This is a genomic window from Xenorhabdus miraniensis (assembly GCF_002632615.1).
Window position 1 is genome coordinate 1 of the sequence record NZ_NITZ01000073.1, and the last position, 1,583, is coordinate 1,583.

Consider the following 1,583-nt stretch of genomic DNA (forward strand, 5'->3'; position numbering starts at 1 on the left):
CGGTGCGATGGGTGAATCAGGATTATGGAACGATGACGCCATCGAACGCCAGTTAAGCCATGTAGAAAGAAAAAACGTCAGAGCCGCCTATATTCACACGTCTAAGCATCTGGATGAACGGCGACTGATGGTTCAGTGGTGGGCCGATTATCTGGATGCCAACCGGGAAAAGCATATCACACCGTATGATTTTGCGAAAAAACGTCGGAAATAATATTGAATAATATCCAGAACGTACTGAGTGTATGATTATTTTTTGGACTTTGTTGGCACTGCCAACAGAGGCTACTTTTCACACGATTTATAGTATAACAATTATTATATGGTGATTTTTTATCCTTTGCTGGCAGTGCCAATATAGCCTGTTTTTCAGACAATACATAAACAGATAAAATCACGCACTCTAATTTTGTCAATTCTTTATTTTGTCCTTAGTACAGTTAATCTTGTTATCGCAACCATAAATATGACGCTTTTTTAAACTTTGTTGTCCGGGGCAACAAAGTTTGTTTTTTACACAATAAAAGCAATATTAAAAAATATAAATTAAATTCAATATGTTATATGTATTTAGTTCAACTCATCTTTGATATTATAGCTATACCTTTGATGGCTTTTCATTCAAGTGTGCCCGTGGCACAAGAGTCTGTTTTTTATCCAGTCAATAAGTGGCAATTAATTCTATAAATTGCATAAGTAGTTTACACTTTCAATTAAACAGAATTTTTAAATAATCCTCTGTCATCAAATAACGTCTACCAAGGCATTTCAAGGATTCGATAACAGGGGGTATACATGCCAACAATTACAACATCTAAAGAAAGTCTTATTCGCCTGCCAGAAGTTCAGCGCAGAACAGGCTACAGCAAGGCATGGATCTACAGGCTTATTAAAGAAGATAAATTCCCGAAACAAATCAAAATCGGCCCTCGTTCGGTGGCGTTTGTTGAATCAGAAATTGATGGCTGGGTAGATCAACGGATTGCTGAGTCTCGTGCCTGATAAAGTACTGGCCTGAATTTTGGTGCATTAGTTCACAATGCAGATAATTCTTTCATTAAGAGATATGCAAGTTTTGCAATTATTATTTAAACAACAAAAGGATAGCGGCATGGGAGCTATCCTCCTGATTAACTGTCGGTTGGTTCAACCTTTGGGTTCAATGCCGCGTGATTGGAGTTCTTTACGGAGTATGCGCTTGATCCATGTAGCAAGAGAAGCATCACCATCGGTTTTTGCTTGTTCTTCAAGTTGTTGTCTGAATTCTTCCGTCAATCTCATTTGGTATTGGGGAGATCGCTTTTCTTTTTGTGTTGACATGGTAATTACCTAGGGATATTTTAAATTACATGATAATGACCATTTTAATTTTAGTAACCAAATAAAACAACGCCCCATAGTGCTCGCAACACATACAGGGCGTCTGACCAATAACCGTTAATTGGAGTAACGATAATGGCTAATACACAGCATAACCAAACTCGCCCTAAATTTACATCTTTGGATAAATCAGGCAGCCAAAAACCGCTCGAATTTATCCAAACCGTGAAGCAATCCGCTATGTACCATTGGGGAAATCTGTT

The 1,583-nt window shown here is 37.9% G+C and carries 2 protein-coding genes and 1 pseudogene; 2 read left to right on the top strand and 1 reads right to left on the bottom strand.

Annotated features, from left to right (window positions below):
- Window positions 1–214 (top strand): annotated as a pseudogene (locus Xmir_RS22045) (tyrosine-type recombinase/integrase); the annotation flags it as partial.
- Window positions 215–795: 581 nt separating this feature from the next.
- Entirely contained in the window at window positions 796–1,002 is a 207-nt protein-coding gene (locus Xmir_RS22050) for a helix-turn-helix transcriptional regulator (protein ID WP_099116098.1), read from the top strand.
- 144 nt (window positions 1,003–1,146) lie between these two features.
- Here Xmir_RS22050 and Xmir_RS26040 read toward each other — a convergent pair whose 3' ends face one another.
- On the bottom strand, window positions 1,147–1,320 hold the full coding sequence (locus tag Xmir_RS26040; protein WP_167386044.1) for a hypothetical protein: 174 nt from the start codon (window positions 1,318–1,320) through the stop codon (window positions 1,147–1,149).
- Window positions 1,321–1,583: the final 263 nt, after the last annotated feature.